Origin of the sequence: Mesorhizobium sp. LjRoot246 (assembly GCF_964254115.1) — a bacterium.
GTDB lineage: Bacteria > Pseudomonadota > Alphaproteobacteria > Rhizobiales > Rhizobiaceae > Mesorhizobium.
Genome location: NZ_CAXUSN020000001.1, coordinates 2,945,651 through 2,970,444, shown reverse-complemented (window position 1 = coordinate 2,970,444; position 24,794 = coordinate 2,945,651). Strand labels below are relative to the sequence as shown.

Annotated in this window: 17 protein-coding genes; 9 read left to right on the top strand and 8 right to left on the bottom strand. The window is 64.3% G+C overall.

Features of this window, described 5'->3' with window-relative positions; translation table 11 throughout:
• Positions 1-106: 106 nt before the first annotated feature.
• The 3 genes from ACSQ3L_RS14295 to ACSQ3L_RS14285 all read right to left on the bottom strand — a co-directional run bounded on the left by ACSQ3L_RS14295 (position 107) and on the right by ACSQ3L_RS14285 (position 3,473).
• The gene (locus ACSQ3L_RS14295; protein WP_436160537.1) at positions 107-865 is read right to left on the bottom strand and encodes a slipin family protein; all 759 of its coding nucleotides are present in this window, start codon (positions 863-865) and stop codon (positions 107-109) included.
• Entirely contained in the window at positions 862-2,232 is a 1,371-nt protein-coding gene (locus ACSQ3L_RS14290) for an NfeD family protein (RefSeq protein WP_436160536.1), read from the bottom strand. Before ACSQ3L_RS14290 ends, ACSQ3L_RS14295 begins: the two co-directional genes overlap by 4 nt.
• A gap of 185 nt (positions 2,233-2,417) precedes the next feature.
• Positions 2,418-3,473 (bottom strand): LuxR C-terminal-related transcriptional regulator, encoded by a 1,056-nt coding sequence (locus ACSQ3L_RS14285; protein ID WP_436160535.1) that lies wholly within the window; start codon positions 3,471-3,473, stop codon positions 2,418-2,420.
• A gap of 288 nt (positions 3,474-3,761) precedes the next feature.
• Between ACSQ3L_RS14285 and ACSQ3L_RS14280 the strand changes: the two genes are divergently transcribed.
• Complete coding sequence (locus ACSQ3L_RS14280) at positions 3,762-4,724, top strand: AraC family transcriptional regulator (protein WP_436160534.1); 963 nt, start codon at positions 3,762-3,764, stop codon at positions 4,722-4,724.
• Between the two features lie 315 nt (positions 4,725-5,039).
• Positions 5,040-9,374: an autotransporter domain-containing protein gene (locus ACSQ3L_RS14275; protein WP_436160533.1), complete on the top strand. Its 4,335-nt coding sequence runs from the start codon at positions 5,040-5,042 to the stop codon at positions 9,372-9,374.
• A 139-nt stretch (positions 9,375-9,513) separates the two neighbouring features.
• On the opposite strand, the gene ACSQ3L_RS14270 is transcribed toward ACSQ3L_RS14275, so the two are convergent.
• The 5 genes from ACSQ3L_RS14270 to ACSQ3L_RS14250 all read right to left on the bottom strand — a co-directional run bounded on the left by ACSQ3L_RS14270 (position 9,514) and on the right by ACSQ3L_RS14250 (position 16,704).
• Complete coding sequence (locus tag ACSQ3L_RS14270; protein WP_436160532.1) at positions 9,514-11,004, bottom strand: efflux transporter outer membrane subunit; 1,491 nt, start codon at positions 11,002-11,004, stop codon at positions 9,514-9,516.
• Positions 11,005-11,015: 11 nt separating this feature from the next.
• Positions 11,016-14,159, bottom strand: coding sequence for an efflux RND transporter permease subunit (locus ACSQ3L_RS14265; RefSeq protein ID WP_436160531.1), 3,144 nt, complete (start codon positions 14,157-14,159; stop codon positions 11,016-11,018).
• Positions 14,160-14,162: 3 nt separating this feature from the next.
• Positions 14,163-15,434, bottom strand: coding sequence for an efflux RND transporter periplasmic adaptor subunit (locus ACSQ3L_RS14260; RefSeq protein ID WP_436160530.1), 1,272 nt, complete (start codon positions 15,432-15,434; stop codon positions 14,163-14,165).
• Between the two features lie 246 nt (positions 15,435-15,680).
• Complete coding sequence (locus tag ACSQ3L_RS14255) at positions 15,681-15,881, bottom strand: hypothetical protein (protein WP_436160529.1); 201 nt, start codon at positions 15,879-15,881, stop codon at positions 15,681-15,683.
• 118 nt (positions 15,882-15,999) lie between these two features.
• A complete protein-coding gene (locus ACSQ3L_RS14250) occupies positions 16,000-16,704 on the bottom strand; it encodes a hypothetical protein (protein WP_436160528.1) in 705 nt (234 codons plus the stop codon).
• 226 nt (positions 16,705-16,930) lie between these two features.
• Here ACSQ3L_RS14250 and ACSQ3L_RS14245 point away from each other — a divergent pair, with 226 nt between their 5' ends.
• From ACSQ3L_RS14245 to ACSQ3L_RS14215, 7 genes are all read left to right on the top strand, one after another.
• Positions 16,931-17,656 (top strand): response regulator, encoded by a 726-nt coding sequence (locus ACSQ3L_RS14245; RefSeq protein ID WP_436160527.1) that lies wholly within the window; start codon positions 16,931-16,933, stop codon positions 17,654-17,656.
• Positions 17,653-18,894: an ATP-binding protein gene (locus ACSQ3L_RS14240; RefSeq protein ID WP_436160526.1), complete on the top strand. Its 1,242-nt coding sequence runs from the start codon at positions 17,653-17,655 to the stop codon at positions 18,892-18,894. The genes ACSQ3L_RS14245 and ACSQ3L_RS14240 overlap by 4 nt, the downstream gene beginning before the upstream one ends.
• A gap of 433 nt (positions 18,895-19,327) precedes the next feature.
• Positions 19,328-19,513 (top strand): hypothetical protein, encoded by a 186-nt coding sequence (locus ACSQ3L_RS14235; RefSeq protein WP_436160525.1) that lies wholly within the window; start codon positions 19,328-19,330, stop codon positions 19,511-19,513.
• Entirely contained in the window at positions 19,513-20,682 is a 1,170-nt protein-coding gene (locus tag ACSQ3L_RS14230) for an acyltransferase family protein (protein ID WP_436160524.1), read from the top strand. The genes ACSQ3L_RS14235 and ACSQ3L_RS14230 overlap by 1 nt, the downstream gene beginning before the upstream one ends.
• Positions 20,679-21,785: a glycosyltransferase family 2 protein gene (locus ACSQ3L_RS14225; RefSeq protein ID WP_436160523.1), complete on the top strand. Its 1,107-nt coding sequence runs from the start codon at positions 20,679-20,681 to the stop codon at positions 21,783-21,785. Before ACSQ3L_RS14230 ends, ACSQ3L_RS14225 begins: the two co-directional genes overlap by 4 nt.
• 3 nt (positions 21,786-21,788) lie before the next feature.
• Positions 21,789-22,823 carry a glycosyltransferase family 2 protein gene (locus ACSQ3L_RS14220; RefSeq protein WP_436160522.1) on the top strand — a complete coding sequence of 345 codons (1,035 nt, stop codon included), beginning with the start codon at positions 21,789-21,791 and terminating at the stop codon, positions 22,821-22,823.
• A 9-nt stretch (positions 22,824-22,832) separates the two neighbouring features.
• Positions 22,833-24,617 carry an ABC transporter ATP-binding protein gene (locus ACSQ3L_RS14215; RefSeq protein WP_436160521.1) on the top strand — a complete coding sequence of 595 codons (1,785 nt, stop codon included), beginning with the start codon at positions 22,833-22,835 and terminating at the stop codon, positions 24,615-24,617.
• The last annotated feature ends 177 nt before the right edge of the window (positions 24,618-24,794 follow it).

Genomic DNA, 24,794 nt, shown 5'->3' with positions numbered 1-24,794 from the left:
GCCAATCATCAACGCTGGAAAACTGGCGAGGCGCCAAAACTGCCAATCTCCCCCCTTGAGGGGGAGATGGCCGGCAGGCCAGAGGGGGGTATTTCGCGCTCCGCTCTCACTTCCCTTGTCCCTTCATGAACTGGCTGAGCAGGTCCACCGGCAGCGGGAAGACAACCGTGGACGAGCGCTCGCCGGCGATGTCGTGCAAAGCCTCGAAATAGCGCAGCTGCATGGCTTGCGGCTCCGCCGCCAGCATCTTGCCCGCCTCGACCAGCTTGGCCGCGGCCTGCTGCTCGCCATCGGCGTTGATCACCTTGGCGCGTCGCAGCCGCTCGGCCTCGGCCTGCTTGGCGATCGCGCGGATCATGCTCTCGTTCAGGTCGACATGCTTGATCTCGACATTGGAGACCTTGATGCCCCAGGCATCGGTGCGCTGGTCGAGAATCTCCTGGATGTCGCTGTTGAGCTTGTCGCGCTCGGCCAGCATCTCGTCCAACTCGTGCTTGCCGAGCACCGAGCGCAGCGTGGTCTGCGCCAGCTGGTTGGTGGCTGCCATGAAATCCTCGACCTGGATGATCGCCCGCTCGGCGTCGACGATGCGGAAATAGAGCACCGCGTTGACCTTCACCGAGACGTTGTCGCGCGAAATCACGTCCTGCGGCGGCACGTCCTGCACCACCACCCGCAAATCGACCTTCACCATTTGCTGGATGAAGGGGACGAGGATGATGAGACCGGGACCCTTGACGCCGGTGAAGCGGCCGAGCGTGAAGACCACACCGCGCTGATATTCCCTGAGGATGCGAATGGCCGCGGACAGGAACATGATCACGACCAGCGCAACGATCAGATAGGCCACATAACCAATCATCATTGTCTTGCTCCATTCCTTCCCGCATCGCGCCGCCGCACCGTCAGCACGAGGTCGCTGATGTCGGTCACCTCGACGCTGTCGCCAGGTGCGACGGGACCGTCGGCTTTCGCCCGCCAGCGCTCTCCCTGGGCCAGCACGTGGCCCTCGCCGCCCTGCCAGTCGAGGATCTCGGCCGGCAAGCCGCGCATCGCCTCGCCGCCGACGCGCGGCGGGCTCCTGCGCGCCGCCCAGAGATAGGTGCCGGTCAGCAGCGCCAGCCCAAGCGTCAGCGCGGCGGCGGGACCGATGACGGCCCACGACATGGCAAAGCCCGGACCCTCGACCCTCAGCAGCATGGCGGCGCCGAACAGAAAGGCGGCCACGCCGCTGAGCCCAAGCACGACGGTAGGATTGAAGGCCTCGACGACGAGGAAGGCGATGCCGAGCAGCATCAGAGCAAGGCCGGCATAGTTGATCGGCAGCAGATTGAGCGCATAGAGACCAAGTACCAGGCAGATGGTCCCGATGACGCCGGGCGCGACCGCGCCGGGGCTAGTGAACTCGAAGATGATGCCATAGACGCCGACCAGCATCAGGATGACGGCGGTGTTGGGGTCGGTGATGACGGCGAGCAGCCGGATGAACCAGCCGGGTTCCAGCGTCTCGACCGGCAGTCCTTTCGTCGCCAGAACCACTTTCCTGCCGGCCACGTCGACGGTGCGGCCATCGGCCAGTTGCAGCAGCTCGGTGGTGTCGTGGGCGACGAAGTCGATCACATGTTCCTGCAGCGCAGCGTTGGCCGACAGGCTCGCCGCTTCGCGCACGGCCTTCTCGCCCCAGTCGCCATTGCGCCCGCGCAGTTCGGCGAGCGAGCGGATCAGGGCTACGGCATCATTCGTCACCTTGGCCATCATCGCGTCGGCGGGCGGCGGCCCGGTGGCGTCCTTCGCGTCCTTGTCCTTGTCGCCGCCCGGAAGCGACGGCAGCCCGCCCATCTCGACCGGCGTCGCCGCCCCCAGATTGGTGCCGGGCGCCATCGCCGCGACATGGGTGGCATAGAGGATATAGGTGCCGGCGCTCGCCGCATGGCCGCCGGCCGGCGCGACATAGCCGATGACGGGCACCGGCGAAGCCAGGATGTCGGCGATCATCTCGCGCATCGAGGTGACCAGCCCGCCTGGCGTATCGAGCTGAAGGATGAGGACCGCGGCGCCCCGACTGGCGGCGACGTCAAGCGCTTCCTCGAACTGTCTGGTGCTCGCCGGTCCGATGGCGCCGTCGATGGCGACGCTCAACGCCACCCTCTCGCTCCCGGCCAAAGGGAAGGGAGAAAAGACAGTTGCGGCGACGAAGGCCGCGGCAAGAAGGGCCACCCGCGCGAAGGTCACGCTCAAAGCTCCATGGATTCAATATGGGTTGTATTTTGGCGAAGTCCATGAGGAGCCGACATCGGCTGCTGGCCAGCCGAAGGACGGGCCGGCCATTTGGTCGCGACGGAAACTGCTTCGGTTTTCTCGTATCGTCAGGATATGCGTCGACGAGGATTTCGGCGCCATCGGGGCGAGCGGCTGCTTCAGCCCTGATGCGCTGCCAGGGGCGTGCCTATGTCCGAAACGAGTTTGACGAGATCGGCCTGGCGTCTCGTGCCGGTTTTGGCGAAGATCCGATTGAGGTGGGTCTTCAACGTGTTTTCGCCGATGCCGAGCGACAACGCGCTCTTCGATGCCGACAATCCGCTGCCTATCCGCTGCAGGACCCGCGCCTCGGCGGGCGTAAGGTCGAACAGCGTGGTCAGAACGGCCTCCGGCGGAGGAGAAGCGGATGTCGTGGTCGATATGAACACGGCCGCACATGCCGGCCGGAAGGCCGCACGCGCGGTTCCTTCGGTCAACGGCAGCACATAGGCGACGGCGGGCGGCTGACCTAGGGCCGAAATCGGCAACCCGATGCCGCGGGCGCCAAGCAAGGCATCCGCGCTCGCGGAATTGGCGATCGCTTCCAGCAGGGCGCGGGCCACCGCCGGATTTTGCACCTGGAGCAAGCCGTTCCTGGCAAAGATCGGGCCTTGCGGCGAGAACATCTGTTCGGCGGCGCCGTTGGCATGGAGGATTGTCCCGTTGGCGCCGACAAGAACGACAGGCACTGCGAGATTGTCGAGTGCCTGCCGATAAAGACTGGCGGTAACGCGGGCCTGGTCGAGCAGGTCCCCAATCAGCGACGCACGGCGCAAATGCGGCGACAGCAATGCCAGGAAACGCTGATCTTCGACGGATATGATCCCCCTGTTTGCCCATGTGGTGCAACCCATGAGCCCGATCCGGTCCGACGTGTGGACGAATTTGGTGATGCAGGCTTCGCGCAAACCCTGCGGCCTGGCCCAATTCCGAAAAAATGGCGTCTGCTGAAGTTCGGCTTCGCTCATGAGCGACAGCGTCGCGACGGGCGTGTCGACGTCACCGACCACCGCCGCCTTCAGCCCGGGAATGGCGTCAAAGTCATAATCCTGGAGCGCGCGCATTTGCACGGGATCCCAAGGCGATTGGGCAGCGAAGCGGCCATGATTGTCGGCGGTGCTGGCAAGCGCGATGGTCGTATAGGCCGCGTCCATGGCCTCGGTGATCCGGGTCATGACCCCGGCCCAACCCTCCGGGTTCAGAACGCAATCATAGATATCGCCGACAATCGAACCAAGGACTTCACTGCTCAGCCTCTCCACCACGCCTCCAGGCACGCTCCGATCTCGCCTCGGAGGATTTTGTAGCGTCATACTTTTGGATGACGCCATTCACGGTCGATCTCGATTAAGGGTTCAATTCGATGGTTGAACGCCGGGCTGTAACTGTGGCTGGTTATTGCGACAATGGAAAGCGCGGCGTTCGATATTCTTAGAGCCGTGGATACTTGTCGAGGCCCTCCATTGTCGCGAAAGACGGTGTTTTCATCGGCTCAGTTGCCATCGCATCTTGGCGAACGCGAGCGATTTTCCCTGTGGCAAGACATCCACGTCGCGGAGATATGGTCGGTCGAATACGGCATTTCAGACAATCTGCCTTTCGAGGCGACGATCGAAGCCGCCGCGATCGGACCCGTGGTTCTTGGCCAGATGTCCGGAACCATCAAGCACGCGACGAGGAAGGCGAACAACATCGCCGATGACGGCAATGACAGTTACCTTCTGTTGATCAACAAGGCCGACACCGTGCTGACCGGAGCCCAGGTCGGCCGTGACTATGGTGTCGGACAGGGAGAAGCGGCCCTGGTCACCGCGGCAGAGCCTCTGAAAATGATCGGCAGCGACAAGAACGTATGGATGAACGTGGTGATCCCGCGTGCCATCCTCACACATGTCTTCCCGCGCATCGATGACAGGCTGGCGCTGAAGATCGACAGTCAAAACGAGGCCCTGGGGCTGCTCAAGCGCTACTGCCAGTTTCTCGAAGCCGGCGATCCTCTCGTCGCCCCGGAACTGATAGCCCATGCCACGGAAACGATCGTCGACCTGATCGGCCTGGCGACCGGAGCAAACGGTGAAACGGCTGAATTGGCCGGCTTGCGCGGTGTGCGCGCGGCCAGGTTGCAGGCTGTTCTGGCGAAGATTACGGACAATTTTGCCAACCCTGGCATCTCGGCGCTGCGCGTGGCGGAAGAACTCGGCCTGTCGGCCCGCTATGTCCACGATCTCCTTCAGGAAACGGGTATCGGCTTTGCCGAGCGCGTGCTCGAACTACGCTTGCACAGAGCACACAAGATGCTCTCGCAGCGACGCAACGACGGCATGCGGGTCAGCGAAATTGCGCTGATATGTGGATTCAGCGACGTATCGTATTTCAATCGCTGCTTTCGTCGTCGCTTCGGCTATACGCCAACCAGCGCCAGGTAGATCGGCCCGACCGGTTTTATTTCGACACCGCAATCGACTGTCCCGCTGCGAAGCCGATACCGCACCGCTCCCTAAAGCGTGCCGCGTCGGAAGAGGTTCATGCGACGCATTAAGCCTTTATTTTTATGTCGTTGTACCAAAACCGCTTTTTTGGTGACATGTATCAGCGATCGATGGTGCCAAATCACCACAGTGCGCGGAAAAGACACGGCAATGCACTCCAGTCCAATTCCAGTGCGGTCCTGCCCAAGACAGCAGCCGGTTCCGGTGACATGTCAGCCTCAGGGCGAAACGACAGTCATGTCAGGGGATTAGATGCCGCAGAATACAGTTGGAGGCCGCAAGGCGACAGGATTGAAATATCTGGCGCTGACTTCGACCGCGCTGGCAAGTTATCTCAACCCCTCCCGCAATCCTCGGCATATGGCTGGCGTCAGTTCGCTCGCGCTGATGCTTGGCTCGGCCGGTCTTGTGGGAACGACCCTGCCGGCAGCGGCCGCGGACACGACCTGGAACGGTGCAACGTCGACCGATTGGTTCGATCCCAGCAACTGGACCCTCAATGCGGTTCCCGACGCTACCAATTTCGTCAATGTCAACACGCTCACGCCGAACCCCACGGTGATAAGCGGCCTGGCCGCCAACGGACTCGTGGTTTTCGTCGGCCGGAATGCCGGCGATGTCGGTTCGTTGACAATCACCAATGGCGGGACTCTCAGTGATTCACAGGGCGCCGTTGGCAGATTCGTGGGCTCTACCGGCACGGTAACTGTGGATGGCCCGGGAGCAGCATGGCTGCACTCCGACGCTTTCTACGTCGGAGCGCAAGGCACGGGGACGGTCACCATCCTCAACGGCGGCCTGATCAGCAATACCAACGGTATCCTGGGGGATGGCCCCGATGCACATGCGGTACTATCCGTGGACGGCAACGGCTCGAAATGGACCAACAGCTCAACCCTCGTCATTGGTCAAAATGGTCCGGGTATTCTACTGATCACGAACGTCGGTGCCGTCAGTAACACCGATGGAACCATTGGCAGAGGCACTGATTCGAACGGTTCCGTCTCAGTCGACGGTGGCGGCTCGACCTGGACCAACAACGGGTCGTTGACCGTCGGCGATAACGGCATCGGCACGCTCGCGATCACCCACGCAGGCGCTGTCAGCAATGACAGGGCCTATGTCGGCAAGTCGGCGGGCTCGACCGGCGTGGTGTTCATCGATGGTAAGAACTCGACCTGGACAAGCAGCGGATCGCTGATCGTCGGCGATTTCGGCAAGGGCGCTGTGCAGATCACCCAAGGCGGCGCAGTCAGCAACAGTTGGGCGACTGTCGGCAAGTCGGCGGGCTCGACCGGCATCGTATTCGTCGACGGTACCGGCTCGACCTGGACCAACAGTTCCAACATGGCAATCGGCGATTTCGGTAACGGCGCTCTGTCGATCACCAACGGCGGCGCGGTCAGCAATGCCTGGGGCTATATCGGTGCCTCGGCGGGCTCGACCGGCATGGTGGCGGTCGACGGTCCGGCATCGAAGTGGACGAACAGCGGGACCCTCGACGTCGGCGGTGTCGGCACGGGCACGCTGACAGTCTCGAATGGCGGCACGGTCAGCAGTGCCGACCTGTTCGTCGGCTATAGCGGCACCGGCACGCTCGACATAGCCAAGGGCGGCCACGTCCTCAGCCAGGCCGCGACCCTTGCCAATCTCGGCACCGCTATGGCGACGGTGACGGTGGATGGAGCGGGATCCTCGTGGAGCACCGACGACCTTCTTGCGGTGGGGGGCAGCGGTCACGCCACACTTTCCATCTCCAAGGGCGGCTCAGCGGATGCTGATTCCGTCTTTGTCGGCCAGGGAGCAACAGGTGTCGGCGCGGTTGCCGTGGACGGCACGGATTCGAAATGGACCAACAAGAACGGCCTGTATCTTGGCGGCCTCGGAAGCGGCAGTCTTGCCGTGACCAATGGCGGCGTGGCCTCCGGCGGCTTCACCGCCATGGCAATCGGTGCCGATGCTACGGGCCAGGCAACGGTCGACGGCCCGACTTCGCTGTGGGAGATGCACGGCGATTTGGTGATCGGTGTCGGCGGCACGGCTTCGGTGACGCTCTCCAACGGCGGCAGCGTCGTCAACATCGACGGCTATGTGGGCTTTGATGCCGGGTCCATCGGTACGGCTAACGTCAACGGCCCTGGCTCGACGTGGGTCAGTAGCGGAGACCTCAATGTCGGCGTTAGCGGTACAGGCACACTGACGGTTGCGAATGGAGGTTCCGTCAACAGCGGAATCCTGACCATCGGCAATTCCGGAAGCGGCACGCTGACGGTCTCGAACGGCGGCAAGGTCAATAGTGCCGATGGCGTGATCGGCGATGCTGCTACCGGGGTTGGCGCGGCAACGGTCGATGGCGCGGGTTCGACATGGAGCAACGGTTTGGCCCTCTATGTCGGCAACTCCGGCACAGGCACACTGACCATCTCGAATGGCGGGAAAGTCACCAACGCCCTAGGCGTTCTTGGAGATTTCTCAGGATCCCAAGGCACGGCGACGGTGACTGGGGCCGGCTCGACCTGGACCAACGGTTCAAACCTGTTTGTCGGTCTGACTGGCTCGGCAACGTTGGCGATCGCGAACGGCGGTACGGTCACCAACAACGAGGGCCATATTGGTGACTTCGCGGGTGCCTTGGGCAAGGTAACGGTCGATGGCACGAACTCAACCTGGACCAGCCTTTCGGATCTCGTCGTTGGCAGTGCCGGTACAGGCACGCTGAACATCTTGAACGACGGCGCGGTTTCGGTCGGTGGCAAAGTCGCGATTGCCAACCAAGTGGGATCCGCCGGCACGCTCAACATTGGCGGCGCGCCCGGGACGGCCGCGGCCGCGCCGGGCACGCTCAATGCGGCGAGCGTCCAGTTCGGACTGGGCGCGGGTGCGATCAACTTCAACCACACCGGCACGAACTACGCCTTCGCGTCGGCGATCGGCGGCGCGGGCACGATCAACCAGATCGCCGGCAACACCAACCTGACCGCCGATTCGAGCGGCTTCACCGGTGCAACCAACGTGAGCGGCGGACGGCTGGCCGTAAATGGTTCGCTGGCCAACTCGCTGGTGACGATCTTGGGCGGCGTGCTGGGCGGCAACGGCACGGTGGGCGGTATTATGGCGCAGTCGGGAGGCATCGTCGCCCCGGGCAATTCGATCGGCACGCTCAATGTCGCGGGCAATATCGACCAGGCGGCGGGCTCGGTCTACCAGGTCGAGCTGACCTCGACCGGCCAATCCGATCTCATCCACGCGACAGGCACGGCGACGATCGCCGCCGGCGCGATCCTCGACATGGTCAAGACGGACGCGGCACCTTACGTGCCGGGCACGCATTACACGGTGCTGCAGGCCGATGCGGGCGTCACCGGCACTTACACGATCAGCGGACTAGGCCTTTTCACCGGCCTTTACGCCAATTACGATCCCACGCATGTCTACATCGACGCGGTGCAGGCAAAATCCTTCGCCGATGTCGGCCTGACGCCAAACCAGATCGCCACCGGCGGCGGCGCCGAAAGCCTCGGCGGCGGTAATCCGCTGTTCGATGCCATCTATGCCTTGCCGAACGAAGCAGTGGTCCGGGACGCTTTCGACCAGCTTTCCGGCGAGATCCATGCCTCGGCCAAGGGGATGCTGGTCGAAGACAGCCGCTTCGTCCGCGACGCAGCCACCAATCGTATCAGGTCCGCCTTTGGCGATATTGGCGCGACCGCATTGCCGGTGATGGCCTATGGTGAAGGCGGCCCCGAAATGGTCGCCGCCGATACCGACCGCTTCGCCGTCTGGGGCCAGGCGTTTGGCTCCTGGGGCAAGACCGACTCCGACGGCAACGCCGCTGCCTTCGATCGCTCGACCGGCGGCCTGCTGGCCGGTGCCGACACATCAGTCGGCAGCTGGCGCGTCGGGTTGCTCGGCGGCTACAGCCATTCCTCCTTCGATGCCGACGACCGCAATTCGTCGGGTAAGAGTGACAGCTATCATCTCGGTCTCTATGGCGGCACCAACTGGGGCGCCATCGCCTTCCGCAGCGGCGCCGCTTACAGCTGGAGCAGCATCTCGACCAAACGCTCCGTCGCCTTTGACGGCTTCACGGATGCGCTGTCGGCCGACTACGATGCCGGCACCGCGCAGGTGTTCGGCGAACTCGCCTACAAGGCCGATGCCGGCCACTTCAAGTTCGAACCGTTCGCCAACCTCGCCTATGTCAGCGTACATACCGACGGCTTCACCGAGACCGGCGGCACGGCGGCACTGACCAGCGCCGGATCGACCACCGACGCCACCTTCACAACGCTCGGCCTGCGCGGCTCGACCGATTTCGCGCTTGGCGGCATCAACGCCACCGCGCGCGGCATGCTCGGCTGGCGCCATGCCTTCGGCGATGTCACGCCGACCTCCAGCTTCGCCTTCGCCGGCGGCGATGTCTTCACCATCGCCGGCGTGCCGATCGGCAGGGACGCAGCCCTTGTCGAAGCTGGGCTCGACCTCAACATGTCGGCCAATGCCACGCTCGGCGTGTCCTATACCGGGCAATTCGGCAATGGCACCGTCGACCAGGGCGCCAAGGTCGATCTCGGCATCAAGTTCTGACGGCTACAGGCGGAAATGATGTTCCATGGTGCATCCATCCGCTCCCTACTCGAGCGACGGCACCGGCGGCTTCGAGGTGACCCCGGTGCCGAAAGCTGCGGCAATGACGGCGGCGATCCCGGAGCATTGCGTGCTGGCCTCACGACGCCGGCTTCGACGCCAGCCGTGGCCCGGTCTTGACGTCGATAATTTCCGGCTTCGTGCTGTCGACCGTGCCATCCCAGCCGCCGCCGAGCGCCTTGTTGAGGGCGATGTAGTTGGTCGCTAGCAGGACGCGGCTTTGCAGCAGCGAGTCCTCCGCCGAATAGAGCGAGCGCTGGGCGTCGAGTACATCGAGAAGGCTGGTCTCGCCGGCCTTGTAGAGCGTGCCTTCGAGCCGTGCCGCATCGCCATAGGATTTCGCCGAAGAGGCAAGCTTGCCGATCCGGATGCGCTCCTGCGACAACAGCACGAGCGCGTTCTCGACATCCTCGAGCGCCGTCAGCACCGAAGACCGGTACGCGATGAAATACTGGTCGCGCTGCGCCTTGGCGACCTCGACGGCCGCCTGCAACTGGCCGGCATTGAACACCGGCACGCTGAGCGTCGGCCCGAACGACCAGCCGATCGACGAATTCTTGCCGAGATCGCCGAGCTTCAGCGCCGCGGTGCTGATGTCCCCGGTCAGGCTGACCGAGGGGTAGCGGGCCGCCTCGGCCTGGCCGATCTTGGCGGTGTATTGCGCGTATTGCCGTTCCGCCATGCGCACATCAGGGCGCGACAAAAGGATGTCGGCGGGAATGCCGGTCGGGATCGGCAAGCGCGGTCTCGGGATCGGCGCGCCGCGCTTCAGCCGCTCGCCGAGTGCCGCCGGCGGCCGGCCGGTCAGCACCGAGAGACGATGCAGGGCTTGCGCATAGCTTGCCTCCAGCGTCGGCACCGCGGCTTCGGTGCTCGCCGCCTGCCCCATCGCCTTGGCGACATCGGCCGCGGTTGCAGTGCCCGCCTGAGCCATGGTGCGGGTGAATTCGGCGGTCTGCCTTTGCGATACGGCCGAGCGCCTGGCGAGCGCGATGCGGGCCTGATAGCCGCGCGCCTGGGCATAAGTGGATGCGACATCGCCGACCAGGGTCAGAAGTGTCGAGCGCAGTTCCTCCTGCGAGGCGTCCAGCCCATAGCGCGCGGCCTCGACGCCCCTGTGGTTGGCGCCGAACAGGTCGAGCTCCCAGTTGGCGTCGAAGCCGGCCTGGTATTCGTTGTAGGTGGCATCAGAGCCTGACGTGGTCTCGGCCGACTTGTTGCGGGTGGCAGAGCCAGAGCCGTCGAGCGACGGCAGCAGCGTGCCCGCACTCTGGCGATAGCTGGCGCGCGCCTCGCGGATCCTGGCCTTGGCAGTGGCGACATCGAGATTGCCGGCAACGGCTTCTTCGACAAGCGTGTTCAGCTCGGGATCGCGCAGCCGCTGCCACCATTGAGACAGTTGCGCGGGCTGGGCGGCCTTTGTCGGCTTCTGGCCGCTCCAATTCGCCGGCATCGCCAGGATGGGCGTTTGATAATCCGGACCGACGATGCATCCCGCGAGCAGGACCGTGCTGATCATAGGCGCAAGGAGCCGCCTCGCGGCCACCGAGCCACGTTCGAAACCTGTCATGGAAAGAACCCTTATTGCTGGTTGGCCGTTGCCTGCGTCTCGCCCGTACCCTGTTTTGCCATCTTGCCCTTGAAGATGCGCCGCACCGTGACGAACAGCAGCGGCACCAGGAACACGCCGATCACCGTCGCCGCGATCATGCCGCCCATGACGCCGATGCCGACGGAGTTCTGCGCGCCGGAGCCCGCGCCGCTGGCGATCGCCAGCGGCAGCACACCGAGGATGAAGGCCAGCGACGTCATCAGGATCGGTCGCAGCCGCTGTCGCGCCGCCTCCAGCGTCGCCTCGACGAGCCCCATCCCGGCCGTCTGCCGCTCGATGGCGAACTCGACGATCAGGATGGCGTTCTTGGCGGCGAGGCCGATCGTGGTCAGCAAACCGACCTTGAAATAGACGTCGTTGGACTGACCGAACAGGCTCGCCGCCAAGAGTGCGCCGAAGATGCCGATCGGCACCGACAGCATGACGGCGAACGGGATCGACCAGCTCTCATAAAGTGCTGCCAGGCACAGGAACACGACCAGTGCCGAGATCGCATAGAGCGACAGCGCCTGGTTGCCGGAAAGCTTCTCCTGGTGCGACAGGCCGGTCCATTCGTGCGAATAACCGGCGGGCAATTGCGCCACAAGCTTGTCAATCTCGTCCATGGCGGCACCCGAGCTGACGCCCGTCGCCGCCGCGCCCTGGATCTCGACCGCGGCCGAACCATTGTAGCGTTCGAGCCTGGGCGAGCCGAATGTCCAGTGGCTGGAGGCGAAGGCCGAGAACGGCACCATGGCGCCGCTGGCATTGCGGACCTGCCATTTGTCCAGGTCTTCCGGCTGCATGCGGAAGTTCGGATCCGACTGCAGATAGACCGGCTTCACCCGCCCGCGATCGATGAAATCGTTGACGTAGTCGCTGCCCCAGGCGGTGGAGAGCGTGTTGTTGATGTCGGCCAGGCTGACGCCCAGCGCGCTGGCTTTTTCCTGGTCGATGTCGACCGAGAATTGCGGCTGGTCCTCCTGGCCGTTGGGCCTTGTATTGGCGAGCACCTTGCTCTGCCCGGCCAGGGCCAGAAGCTGGTTGCGCGTCTGGATCAGCGCGTCATGGCCGGCGCCGTTGACGTCCTGCAGGTAGAAATCGAAGCCGTTGGTGTTGCCGAAGCCCTGGATGGCGGGAGGCGCAAGCGCAAAGACCTGCGCGTCTCTGATCTTCGAAAACGCGCCCATGGCGCGGCCGGCGATAGCCTGTGCGGCGGAAGCCGGTGATTTCCGCAGGTCGAAATCCTTCAGCCGCACGAAGGCGATGCCGACATTCTGTCCGGCGCCGCCGAAGCCGAAGCCGGAAGCGGTGAACACCCCCTCGACAGCGTCCTTTTCCTGGCTGAGATAGTGGTCGGTCACCTGCGCCAGCACGCGCTCGGTGCGGTCCTGCGTCGCGCCGACCGGCAGTTGCACGCTGGTGATCAGGATGCCCTGGTCCTCTTCCGGCAGGAACGAACTCGGCAGCCGGGCAAACATCCAGCCCATGGCAATGACGATGGCCAGGAAAACGGCGAGGAAGCGCCAGGACCGGTTGATGATGCCGTGCGAGCCGTCGCGATAGGCAAGCGTGCCGCGGTCGAAGACGCGGTTGAACCAACCGAACGGACCCGTCTGCGTCGCATGGTCCTTGGGCGGCCGCAGTATGGTGGCGCAAAGTGCGGGCGTCAGCACAAGCGCCACCAGCACGGACAGCACCATCGCCGACACGATGGTCACCGAGAATTGCCGGTAGATGATGCCGGTCGAGCCGCCGAAGAAAGCCATCGGCACGAACACGGCCGAAAGCACGGTGGCGATGCCGATCAGCGCGCCGGTGATTTCGTGCATCGATTTGCGCGTCGCTTCCTTCGGCGACAGGCCCTCCTCCTGCATCACGCGTTCGACGTTCTCGACGACGACGATGGCGTCGTCGACGAGCAGGCCGATGGCCAGCACCATGGCGAACATGGTCAGCGTGTTGACGGAATAGCCGAACAGCGACAGCACGCCGAACGTGCCGAGTAGTACCACCGGCACCGCGATCGTCGGGATGATGGTGGCGCGCAGATTCTGCAAGAAGATGAACATCACCAGGAACACCAGCACGATCGCCTCGGCCAGCGTCTTGACCACCTCCTCGATCGACAGCCGCACGAAGGGCGAGGTGTCGTAGGGATAGACGACCTCGACGCCTTGCGGGAAGGTTGAGCTCAGCCGGGCGATCGTCGAGCGCACCGCCTCGGCGGTGTTGATGGCGTTGGCGCCGGTCGCCAGGTTGACGGCGACGCCGGCCGCCGGCTTGCCGTTGTAGTTCGCCTGCGTGGTATAGCTTTCGGCGCCGAGCTCGACGGTGGCGACGTCGTTGAGGCGCACCAGCGAGCCGTCGGTCTGGCTCTTCAGAATGATGTTGCGGAACTGCTCGGCGGTCTGCAGCCGGCTCTTGGCCGTCACCGTGGCGTTGAGCTGCTGGCCCTTGCGCGCCGGAAGACCGCCGAGCTGACCGGCCGACACCTGCGTGTTCTGCGCCTCGATGGCGGTGGCCACGTCGCTCGGCATCAGCGCATATTTGGCGAGCTGGTCCGGATCGAGCCAGATGCGCATGGCATAGCCGGAGCCGAACAGCTGCGTCGAGCCGACACCCTCGACGCGCTTCAGCGTGTCGTTGACGGTGGCGTCGACATAGTCGGCGAGATCGGTCGAGTTCATCTTGCCGTCGGTCGAGACGAAGCCGATGACCATCAGGAAGCCGGTCGAGGATTTGGAGACGGTGATGCCGTTGCTCTGCACCACCTGCGGCAGTTGCGACTGTACCAGCTGCAGCTTGTTTTGAGTCTGCACCTGGGCGGTGTCGGGATCGGCTGATGTGGTGAAGGTCAGGGTGATCGAGGCCGAACCGGTCGAGGTCGAGGTCGCCGTCATGTAGTCGAGATTGTCGATGCCGGTCATGCCTTGCTCGATGACCTTGGTCACCGAATTCTCGACCGTCGATGCATCGGCGCCCGGATAGGTGGCGCTGATGTTGACCGTGGTCGGCGCGATCTGCGGATATTGCGAGATCGGCAGCGAGGTGAGCGCCAGCAAGCCGCCCAGCATGATCACGATGGCGATCACCCAGGCGAAGATCGGCCGGTTGATGAAGAATGCGGACATCGGTCAGTTCCCGGTCGCGGCGGCAGGCGCCGGTTTCGTGGCGTTGGGCGCGGCTGGAGCAGCGGAGGTGCCCTGCCCGCGATCCTTGATCTCGCCGGTGGTCTCGTCGATCGTCACTTCGACGCCCGTCGCATCGCCGCCGGGACGCACCAGTTGCATGCCCTCGACGATGACCCGGTCGCCGTCGCCGACACCCGAATCCACCAGCCAATTGTTGCCCACGCTGTTTCGCACAGCGAGCACACGGGTCTCGACCTTGCCCTGCGCATCGATGACCATGGCCGTCGCCTCACCCTTGGTGTTGCGGCTGACGGCACGTTGCGGCACGAGAAAACTGTTCTGGGCAACGCCCTCCTCGACAAGTGCCCGCACATACATGCCGGGCAAAAGCAGACGGTCCGGATTGGGAAACTCTGCCCTGAGCGCGAAGGTCCCGGTGGTCTGGTCGACATTGGCGCCGGCGAATTCCAGCTTGCCGGTCTGTGTGTAGATGGTGCCGTTCTCGAGCTTCAGCTTGACGCTGACATTGGGACCGCTGAATTTCAGCCGTCCTTCCGAGATCGCCTGGCGCAGATTGAGCAGATTGGTGCTCGACTGCGTGACGTCGACATTGATCGGATCGAGCGCACGGATGGTGGTCAGCACCGTTTCCTGGTTGGCGGTCACCAGCGCGCCCGGCGTCAGCGTGGACTTGTCGATGCGACCGGCGATCGGCGCGGTGATCGAGGTGCGGTCGAGGCTGATGCGCGCCGTCTCGGCGCTGGCCTTGGCCGAGGCGACATCGGCTTTCGCCTGCGCCAGCGTGGCAGCGGCATCGTCATAATCCTGTTTGGAAACAACGTTCTGCTTGAGCAAGCCGGCATAACGGTCGAACTTGGCCTGCGCGGTCGGCACCGCCGCTTCCGCCTTCTGCTGTGCCGCGACCGCGCTGTCATAGGACGCCTTGTAGCTTGCCGGATCGATCAGGTAGAGCGGTTGCCCCGCCGCCACCTCGCTGCCCTCCTTGAACAGGCGCTGCTGGATGATGCCGTTCACTTGCGGGCGCACCTCGGCAACCAGCGAGGCCGCCGTGCGCCCCGACAATTCGGCTGTTATCGCGACCGACTGCGGATGCAAGGTGACGATGCCGACTTCCGGTTTGCCGGGCGGACCCATGCCGGGAGGGGCGCTGCTCTCCTGCGAACAGGCCGCCAGCAGAAGGATGGCGGCGAGCAGTCCCGCCCAGGGCGCGAGACGGCGCACCGACAAACGAGACTGGCTAGGCTTGAAAGTCATGGCCTGGATCTTTCCTTGGAGTTGCGTGCCCGCTGGCAATGGACCGCCCGGTCGAAGGGCATGCCGGTCGATATCGTGACGAGGGGCGGCGCCCGTCCGTGGGCGGTGTCGAGCAAAGCTCGAAGCGCCTCGTGTCGCGCTCCTTCTCAGCGGCCGGAACTGCTCGAAAGTCGAGCAGCCGGCCGCGATGCCCACCGGCATCATTATGCCGATCAGCGAGGACATGCCAAGCGCCTTGCCGAAGTCTCACGCGATCTTGCGGTCATGATCCGCGTGGTTGTTTGTCGAGAGCGGGAGCGATAGCCGCCAGGCGGCGAAGCTCAGGCGGATCGCGCCCTTCAGCGTGTCGACCGGCAGGGTCGGCGACAAGCCGCGCCTGGCTGGGCCGAGCGGCAATCTCGGGCTGGCGGACGCGAACAGCCGCAGCATGATCATGGCTTCCCACATTGTCGTGCTTCCATTTCAGGATTTTGAACCGGGGATGGCTTGCCGCCATCCCCGAAGAAACCGGCCGGCCCGAGAACGGGTTGGGTACCGGGCCGGCCGGCGCAGCCGGTCAGGGTTATCAGTCGTTCCCGGGCTGGGGCGGGAGCTGCCTGCCATTGTTGGGCAGGCCTCTGGGGCCGGCTGCATCGTTCGGCGGACCGCCCCAGGGACCGGGGGGTGGTCCATGCGGAGGTTCCGCCGAAGCGAGGATTTCGAGTTGTTCGGGCGTCAGCTTGGCGCGAAGTTCAGTGATCGCGTCCTTCAGTCTGCCGGCCGAAACCGCGCGGGCGGTGACGTCGTCGGCCAGCTTTTCCTGGAAGGCGAAGGCATCGGGCTTGCCGCCCGGGCCTGCTGCATTGGCGCCTTTCGCTTCAGGACCGCCGGGGCCTTCCGGGCCATGATCAGGCCGTGGCGGCGTCAGCACGGCCTGGAGTGCGGTGGTGTAGTCGCGCCAGGCGTCGAGCTGTTCGGTGCGAATGCCGACGCGGGTCTCGAGCGCTGCCAGCCGGGCGGCCAGCATGAACTCCGGCGGCGGCCCCATGCGACGGGGTCCAAACGCTTGCGGGCCAAAGCCCTGCGGACCATGTCGCATCGGCCCATGCGGGCCAGGCCCATTCCGGCCGAACCAGGCCATCGGGCCGTGGCCCGGTTCATCCGGCAATGCCCCATCCTGCATTGCCATCACCGGGGGCGGCTCGCCGGGGCCGGGATCGGGCTGCGCCGCCAGCGCGGGATGAATTGCGGCGACGGAAAACAGGCCGAGCGCAAGAAGTCTGCTTCGCATAAAGATGTTCCTTTCTCTCATGCTTCGGACGGCCATGAGGATAGGAAGCGTCTTTGTCCGCTTCGCGTCGATCTGTTGCCGAAGGTTTCCGCAAAAGGGCAATTTGTTTCCGAATGTTTCCCGCGACCTGCCGGAAACGTTCGGTTGCAATTTTCCATGCCGCTCGGGCGCGGCTCTCCCTATAATCGCGGCCAGGCCCCTATAATCACGGGCAAAGGCACGATTGATGCAGTCACAACCCCATATCCTCGTCGTCGACGACGACCGTGAGATCAGGACGCTTCTCCAGCGCTATCTCGACAGCCAGGGCTTTCGCGTCTCGGCGGCCGCGGACCGGCGCGAATGCGAGCAGCGGCTGGGCACGGGCCAGTTCGACCTGATCGTGCTCGACGTCATGCTGCCGGACGGTTCGGGGCTCGATATCTGCCGTGCCTTGCGTGACCGCAAACCGCACATCCCTGTCATCCTGCTGACCGCGCTGAAGGAAGATGTCGACCGCATCATCGGCCTGGAGCTCGGTGCCGACGACTATCTCGGCAAGCCGTTCAACCCACGCGAGCTCATCGCCCGCATCCGCGCGGTGCTGAGGCGCTCGACGCCCGAGGAGGCGCCTGCGCCCCGCGCGCGTATCTACCGCTTTGCCGGTTACAGGCTGGAGCCGGACACCCGCAAGGTGATGGATGCGCAAGGCGTGGCCGTCGACCTCACCGGCGCTGAGTTCGACCTTTTGCAGGTGTTTCTCGACCGTCCCGGCCGGCTTTTGTCGCGCGACCAGCTTCTCGACCTGACGCAAGGCCGCGAGCGCGACCCGCTCGAACGTTCGGTCGATGTGCTGGTGAGCCGGCTGCGCCGCAAATTCACCGATACCGGCGACGGGCCATTGTTCAAGACCGTGCGCAATGGCGGCTACCAGCTGACCGCGCGCGTCGACACGGTGGAGAGCCACGCGTGAACTCGCTGCGCCGCCGTCTCATCCTGCTGCTGGTCGCCTCGATCGTCGGCGTGGTCGCGCTGGCGACGGCCGCCGTCATCAGCGTGCGCGGCGGCGGGCCGCCACCGGAGCTGACCGTGCCCTGGGTCGCCCAGCAGATGGAACTGGTGATGCGGCTCTTGCCCGGCCGGATCCCGGATGTCCTGCGGGTGCAACTGGCCGACCACCCGGCCGGCGGCAAGGTGGCTCGCCCCGAAACCGCGATGCTCAACGACATATTGCGCCGCCGGGGCTTCGATGTCCCGGCCGTCGTCAGCGACAAGGCGAACGAACCCGGCCAAGTTGCATCGCTGCGCCTGCCCGACAGTCGCTGGGCGATCATGGAGGTTCCCCACATCAATCCGCCACGGCGCGAATGGCTGATTCTGGCCGGCTGGATCTCGCTGATCGTCGCCGGTGCGACCGCCGTCTCGGTCTATTTCACCTCGGTGCTGATCCGGCCGCTCGAGATGCTGGAGGCCGCCGTCTCCAAGATCGGATCGGATGGCGTGCTGGCGGCGGTGCCGGAAGTGGGCTCGGCCGAGGTCAAGGCCACCGCGCAGGCGCTGAACCAGCTCTCGTCGCGGCTGCGCACCGCCATGGAAAGCCGCATGCGGCTGGTCGCCGCCGCCGGCCATGATCTGCGCACGCCGATGACGCGTATGCGGCTGCGCGCCGAATTCCTCGACGACGAACGCGACAAATGGCTTCACGACCTCGACGAGCTCGACCGCATCGCCGACAGCGCCATCCGGCTGGTGCGCGAAGAGGTGAACCAGGACGCCGTCGAACCGGTCGACCTGGAAAAGACGTTGCGCGACATCGAAGCCGAGATGGTGTCGCTCGGCCATCCCGTCTCTATCGGGCACCTGGACAAGGTTTCGGTGCGGGCCGGCGCGCTCGGCCTGCGCCGCGCACTGCGCAATTTGATCGTCAACGCCGCCACTCATGGCAAGGCATGCATCATCGACCTTGCCGCGGCCGACAATCGCGCCGTGCTGACCATCTCCGACCACGGCCCGGGCATTCCGCCGGAGCTGTTGAACAAGGCGTTCGAACCCTTCTTCCGCGTCGACCCCGGCCGCCTGCAATCCATTCCGGGCGCGGGTCTCGGCCTCGCCATCGCCAAGGAGATCATCGAGCGCTACGGCGGCACCGTGACGCTGCAAAACCGCAGGGGCGGCGGGCTTGAACAGACGGTGGTGTTCAAGGCGGTATGACGGGTCGGCGGCCCACAGCAGAGACCCACCAGCCGAGTGACGGGCGAGTCGCGCGGGAACCGACGGCGACCATGCTGCACTGCGCGAAGCCAATGGTTCCAACTACTTTCTCCGCGGCATCAAGATCGAATTTAGATAGCAAAATATAGATTCCGAAAGCCCTTGTGATTTAACAAAAAACTAGGCCCTCGAGCCAAGAACCAACAATCAACCGAGGCGGGAATATCGGCACAACTTAAACCATAGGGTTTAAATTTTGGGAAAATCGCCAGAAATGGCGGAAACCGGCCGATTTTGTCAATTTTTAGCGTCCGCTCACATAAGTATTTCAGCCGGGTAGATTTTTTGTGTTGCGCTGCACAATGCCGTAGCAGAACGATCTCCTGGGGGACTCGTTTGCGACTGGACATACGCCGTGGAGGATTCCCCCAGGTTGATCAGCTTGAGCTGTCCGTCCGTCGATTTCGGGTCCGGCTCGACCGGTCTCGCCTCGATTGGACGCGCAAAGCGCGGGTTTGACGATGCCGGCGCCCTGGCGGATCTCGTCCACCTTGGCCTGCCGCTCGAAACGGCTGGCTGGCGGCTTGGTCGCGGACATCACGCCGACGGAAGCCGCTGATGGGAAACGCCCGCGACATCCAACTGGATGCACTGAGGGCCATCGCCGTGACGATGGTGATGTACTCGCATTTCTTCGCGGCGGGAGGATCTTCATTCTGGGGCCATATCGGCGTGCGACTGTTCTTCGTGCTGAGCGGCTTCCTGATCACGCGCCTGCTCCTGGAAGCGCGTTCGACCACCGAATTTGAAACCGGCCCCGCGCTGCGATCCTTCTACATCAGGCGGGCGCTGCGGATATTCCCACCCTATTTTGCCGTCCTGGGTTTCGTCTGGCTGGTCGACCTGGAGCAGTCCAGGGGATCGCTGGTCTGGCATGCTCTCTATCTGTCGAATTTCTGGTATGCGCTGCGCAATGACTGGAACCCTTGGGTGTTGTGCCATTTCTGGAGCCTGAGCATCGAGGAGCAGTTCTATCTTGCCTGGCCGCTGGTCGTCCTGCTGGCCCCACGCCGGCGCTTCGAACAAATCTGCATCGGCGTCATCGCGCTGTCGCTGGCCTATCGCTTCTATTGGCCGGTCACCGCCAACCCGGCGCTGGCGCGCGACCTGCTGCCGCCGGCGTCCATGGATGCGCTGGCGTCGGGCGCGCTGCTTGCCTGCTGGCGGTCCAGGGGTGCGGCCGTGCCGCAATGGATGCGGCTGGGCTGGCCTGCCTTCGCGGCCGCATTCCTGATGATCGAGTGGTTTGTCCCAGCGCCTGCCGATCCGATGTTGGAATGGGTCCATTGGCTGCTGCGGCAAGTCCTGCCCCTGGTGCCGCTGATGGCCATCGTGGCCGTCTGTTCGAGCGGCCTTGGCGGCACAATCGGCAAGCTTCTTGACCTGCCGCCGCTGCTTGGTCTCGGCCGCATCAGCTACGGCGTTTATCTCTATCATCCGATATTGCTGTCGCTCGCCGTCAAGTCGCAGCCTTGGATTCCGCTCAACGTCTCGGAGCAAGGGCCGGGGCGGTTCCTGGTTGCGGGCGCCGCCACGATTGTCGTGGCCTCGATTTCCTGGGTGGTTTTCGAAAGGCCGCTCAACGGCCTCAAGCGCCACTTCCCCTATGTCGTGCGCGCCCGTGCCGCGCAGGCCGGCCATGCCGGCTGGCTCGCGAGGGTGCCAAGCGGATCGCCCGATGGCCGCACGCCGTCGCTCGACCTCCAGCGAACGGACGCAAGACGGTGACCGCCGCGCCGCTCGTCTCCGTCCTGCTGCCGGTCTACAATGCCGGTCCCTATCTCGCTGCCGCACTGGGAAGCATCCTGCGGCAGGATTATGGCCGCCTGGAGATCATCGCGATCGATGACGGGTCGACCGACAATTCGCTCGAGATCCTCGAGCGCTGCCGGGAGGCCGACAGCCGCATCTCGATCATCTCGCGCGAAAACCGTGGCCTTGTCGCGACGCTCAACGAAGGGCTGGCGGTCGCCCGGGGCGAGTTTGTCGCGCGGATGGACGCCGACGACGTCGCCTATCCCTGGCGCTTGTCGCGCCAGGTGGCGCTGTTTGAGCGGCGGCCCGAGCTCGGCTTCTGCGGCGCCGGCGTCGATATGTTGATCCGCGGCCGCATCGCCAGGGGCAAGCCCGATCCGGTGTTCCAGTTCGGCCGCATCCCTATTTTGGCGATGTTCTTCACGATCTTCATGCACCCGACGGTCGTCTACAACAGGAAGGTCATCGACGACAGCGTTCTCCACTACGACCAGACCTACAAGCACGCCGAGGATTTCGATCTTTTCAGGCGGCTGGCCGGCCGTTACCCGGCAGCCATGATGCCCGAAAACCTGGTCGTCTACCGCGTCCATGAGGCAAGCGTGACCAGCCGGCACGTCAAGGAGATGCGCAGGACGCATTTGCGGATCGTTGCCGAGAACCTCGAGCGCGAGGGCCTGGCGCAGGCGACACGGGACCTGCGCGACATTGGCGACGCGGTCAGCCACGACACGGTTACCCGTGCGGCCAACTTCATCGTCGCGCTGGAGGAGGAGATTTGCTCATTGCCGGCCGCGACGCGGCCGAGCTTCGAGGCCGGCGCGCTGAACCTGTTCTATTTCCTCTATCAACTCGTTGCCGATGAAAAGCAGCCCCCGCTGACGCATGAATTGCTGACGCGGACCGCGAAGTGGAACGTCATCCGGCGCCGCGAGCAATATGCGCTGCGGCCCGGCGCCTGGGCGCCCTGGCTCAGCCTCGCCTCGCTGTCGGCCAGCAGGCAAGCGGACGCCATGGCATACTTCTTCAAATCCGCGCCCGCTGCGGCGGTTCTGGCACCTTATCAGGCGGGCTGAGGTATGATCGTCAAAGCCAACCAACCTCTGCAGCGCGATCGTTCGACGGCGCTTGGCCCTGCCTCGGCTGGTCCCTGCCCGGAACGATCGGCGCCGGAAGTCAGCTTCATCATCTGCACGCGCAACCGCGTCGCCGTGCTCGAGGCCTGCATCAAGTCGGTGCAAGCCGCGTGCCGCGCACATGCCGGCTTCGCGGCGGAACTCGTGGTCGTCGACAACGGTTCGAGCGACCGTACGGCCGAATGCCTGGCCAGCATTGCGGACATATCGGACATTCCGTTCACGCCCGTTTGCGAGCCGCGCCCCGGATTGGCGGCTGCCCGCAACGCCGGGCTGAGGCGCGCGCGGGGCCGTGTGCTGGTCTTCGTCGACGATGACTGCGCGGTCCATTGCGACTATTTGCGCGATCTGGAGAAACACTATGCGTCCGGGGAACGATGGCTCATCCGGGGAGGCCGTGTGGAGCTTGGCGATCCCAGGGATTTGCCGTTCACCATCAAGCGTTCGCGGGTGCGCGAGCGGCTGACGCCGGATGTTCATCCCGGCGGTTTTGTGCTGGGCTGCAACATGACGATGCACCGCGATGTCGCGGCCCGCATCGGCTATTTCGACGAACGCTTCGGCGCCGGCGGACCATTGCGGTCGGCCGAGGATACCGATTACCTCGTGCGGGCGATGCTGCTTGGTATCCCGGTCGAGTATGTTCCGGACATGACGATATACCATCATCACGGCAGGCGGGATCGCAAAGACATCGAAAAACTCCACCGCGACTACAGCCTGGGCAATGGCGGGCTCTGCCTGAAACATATTCGCCATGCGCCTTGGCTGCTTCGCCATTTCTACTGGGCCGCAAGAGGGGCTTTGCGGGAATTGGCGGGCGGACCTGCGTTCGATCGTGAACTCGACCTGTCGCACTGGCCGATCGTCGGCATGAATTTGCTCGGCGCGGCCAGATTCGCGGTTCTCCTGCTGGCGAGACGGCCGCATGATGCGCCGGTGCGGCAAGATCAACAGGCCAATGCCCAAGCGAGGTGAACCGCTGTAATGCCATTGCTACCGCCAAGCCTGCCGATGTTGTTTCGGGCGTTCGGAAAGCAGCAACTGCGCCTGCTTCCGGCCGTAGTGGTTCTCGGCCTGGTCAGCGCCGTCCTCGAAGGGTTCGGCATCGGCCTGATCATCCCATTGCTGGGCATTATCATGGGACACGGCGACGCAGCGGGAATGGCCGGCTTTTCCGCTGTCCTCCAGCATGTCGGATCGAGCCTGAGCGAGCGCGACCGGCTTGTCGTCATTTCGATCGCCATCCTCGGCTCGATCATCCTGAAGAACGTCTTCGCCTTCGCCAACACGCTGCTGACGACCTTCATCTCCGGCAAGGCAAGTCATTCGATCCGCAGCGCCTTGTCGGAGCGGCTCTTGCGGGTCGGCTACCCGTTCTTCCTGCGGCAGAGTCCGGGGCGGCTGCTCAACATCATCTCCAACGAATCCTGGCGGGCATCGGACGCGATCCAGATCATGCTGTCGGCCATCGTCAGCGCATCGGCCGCCATCATCCTGCTGGTCTTCCTGCTGCTGCTTTCCTGGCGCATGACGCTGCTGGTCACGCTCGGACTGGCGCTCGTCCAGATTGCGCACGCCATCCTCTCGGCCAATCTCAAAGAGCCCAGCCGCAGCGTCGCTTCGCGCAACGGCCACCTCGCCTCGCAGATGCTCCATCTGGTGCATGCCGGACGCCTGATCCGCATCTTCGGACAGGAGAACCGGGAGAAGGCGATATTCGATACGGCGTCCGATGCGGTTCGCCGCGCCTCCTTCGTCCTGCTTGTCCGCCAGGGAGCGCTGCCGCCGCTGACGGAGGTCCTGCACGCCATGCTGTTCCTGGCGGTGGTGATCGGCGCGTGGCTGGCGCAGGTGAGTTTCCCGCTGATCATCGCGTTCGTCATTCTGCTCTACAGGCTGCAGCCGCATATGCGTGCCCTGCAAGGATCTTGGAGCCAGTTGCAAGGCCTGAGCGGATCGCTTGAAGAGGTGACCTGGATGCTGGATCCCATTGGTAAGCCTCAACCGCCACAAGGCGACGGGCCGTTCCACGGTCTGCACCAGGGCATCGAGTTCGACGATGTGACGTTCACCTATTCCGGAACGGATCAGCGTGAAGTGGTGCTGCATTCGGCGACGTTCGAAATCCGAGGCGGCCGCTCGACGGCGCTGATCGGCCGCTCGGGCGCCGGCAAGACGACGATCGTCAATCTTCTGTGCCGCTTCGTGGAACCAGACACCGGCAGGATTCTCGTCGATGGATCACCGCTCGACGGGATCGACGCCAGCCAGTGGCGACGGCACATCGCCCTGGCCAGCCAGGAGCTGGAACTGGTCGATGGCAGCATTTTTGAAAACATAACCTACGGGCAGGACGCGGCGACAGTCGGCGACGCCGAGAGCGCCGCAAGACTAGCCGAAGCGCATGAGTTCATCGAGCGGCTGCCTCAGGGTTATGAGACGCTGGTTGGCTACAGGGGTGTCAATTTGTCGGCGGGACAGAGGCAGCGGATCGCCTTGGCCAGAGCCCTGGTGCGCGATCCCGACCTCCTGATCCTGGACGAGGCCACCAATGCGGTGGACGGGCTGTCGGAAGCGGCCATTGTCGAGACTCTGAAGTCGAGAGCCGGCCGGCGCACGACCATCGTCATCAGCCACCATCACAGCACCATCTCGTTCTGCGACGACGTTGTGATCCTGAGCGGCGGCCGGGTGAAAAAGCAGGCTCCATTCGGTGCCCTGGCATCGCTCAGCATGGACGAGCTTTACCAGCACGAACCGCTCGACTGACAAGGGTCCAGATCAGATCGGCACGTGATCGCTTCCCGCGGGCGTTCGTGGCCTGCCGGCTGGCGGGTCGCCGCAAGGGTTCGAATCAGAAGCCCAGGGGATTGCCGCTGGCACCCTCCGTGATCGCACCAATGCCGTGCGGAGCTGAGGCACGCTACCTTGCCTGTGCGGCGGACC

Excerpts from the sequence above, each read along its gene's own strand:
- ACSQ3L_RS14245 (WP_436160527.1), top strand. The coding sequence starts at position 16,931 with ATGCAGTCACAACCCCATATCCTCGTCGTCGACGACGACCGTGAGATC.
- ACSQ3L_RS14230 (WP_436160524.1), top strand. The coding sequence starts at position 19,513 with ATGGGAAACGCCCGCGACATCCAACTGGATGCACTGAGGGCCATCGCC.
- ACSQ3L_RS14270 (WP_436160532.1), bottom strand. The coding sequence starts at position 11,004 with ATGACAGGTTTCGAACGTGGCTCGGTGGCCGCGAGGCGGCTCCTTGCG.
- ACSQ3L_RS14275 (WP_436160533.1), top strand. The coding sequence starts at position 5,040 with ATGCCGCAGAATACAGTTGGAGGCCGCAAGGCGACAGGATTGAAATAT.
- ACSQ3L_RS14220 (WP_436160522.1), top strand. The coding sequence starts at position 21,789 with ATGATCGTCAAAGCCAACCAACCTCTGCAGCGCGATCGTTCGACGGCG.
- ACSQ3L_RS14260 (WP_436160530.1), bottom strand. The coding sequence starts at position 15,434 with ATGACTTTCAAGCCTAGCCAGTCTCGTTTGTCGGTGCGCCGTCTCGCG.
- ACSQ3L_RS14265 (WP_436160531.1), bottom strand. The coding sequence starts at position 14,159 with ATGTCCGCATTCTTCATCAACCGGCCGATCTTCGCCTGGGTGATCGCC.
- ACSQ3L_RS14295 (WP_436160537.1), bottom strand. The coding sequence starts at position 865 with ATGATGATTGGTTATGTGGCCTATCTGATCGTTGCGCTGGTCGTGATC.
- ACSQ3L_RS14285 (WP_436160535.1), bottom strand. The coding sequence starts at position 3,473 with ATGACCCGGATCACCGAGGCCATGGACGCGGCCTATACGACCATCGCG.
- ACSQ3L_RS14250 (WP_436160528.1), bottom strand. The coding sequence starts at position 16,704 with ATGCGAAGCAGACTTCTTGCGCTCGGCCTGTTTTCCGTCGCCGCAATT.
- ACSQ3L_RS14215 (WP_436160521.1), top strand. The coding sequence starts at position 22,833 with ATGCCATTGCTACCGCCAAGCCTGCCGATGTTGTTTCGGGCGTTCGGA.
- ACSQ3L_RS14255 (WP_436160529.1), bottom strand. The coding sequence starts at position 15,881 with ATGTGGGAAGCCATGATCATGCTGCGGCTGTTCGCGTCCGCCAGCCCG.